At 56.3% G+C, this 334-nt stretch carries 2 protein-coding genes; both read right to left on the minus strand.

Annotated features, from left to right (window positions below):
* The coding region (locus ACUU1I_RS21370) for a hypothetical protein (RefSeq protein ID WP_449144958.1) at positions 1–151 on the minus strand (151 nt) is incomplete at its 3' end.
* A gap of 60 nt (positions 152–211) precedes the next feature.
* A partial coding sequence (locus ACUU1I_RS21375) for a phage tail protein (RefSeq protein ID WP_072095190.1) occupies positions 212–334 on the minus strand: 123 nt, incomplete at its 5' end.

Genomic DNA, 334 nt, shown 5'->3' on the forward strand with positions numbered 1-334 from the left:
GCGTACCGTTCAGCAGCACGCTTTTTAATCCATCCACCGGACCGTCAACCGGCCCTTCGCTGATGGCATCAATCACACTCAGCAACTGCGTGGATTTCAGGTTGTCCTTCGCTTCGCGCGGGGTATGCCCCTTACTGCTGCCTTTACCCATTCCTCACGCTCCATAAACGACAAAACCGCCCGCAGGCGGTTTCACATGAAACATTTTGCATCAGCGACCAATCACCACAACCTGACCACCATCCCCTTCGTCTGCCGTGCTGATCTCCTGAGATACCACCCGCGACCCCACGCGCATTTCACCGTACAGAACAGGCAGAACATTGCCCTGGGC

This window comes from Shigella sp. SIG3, from assembly GCF_053555855.1.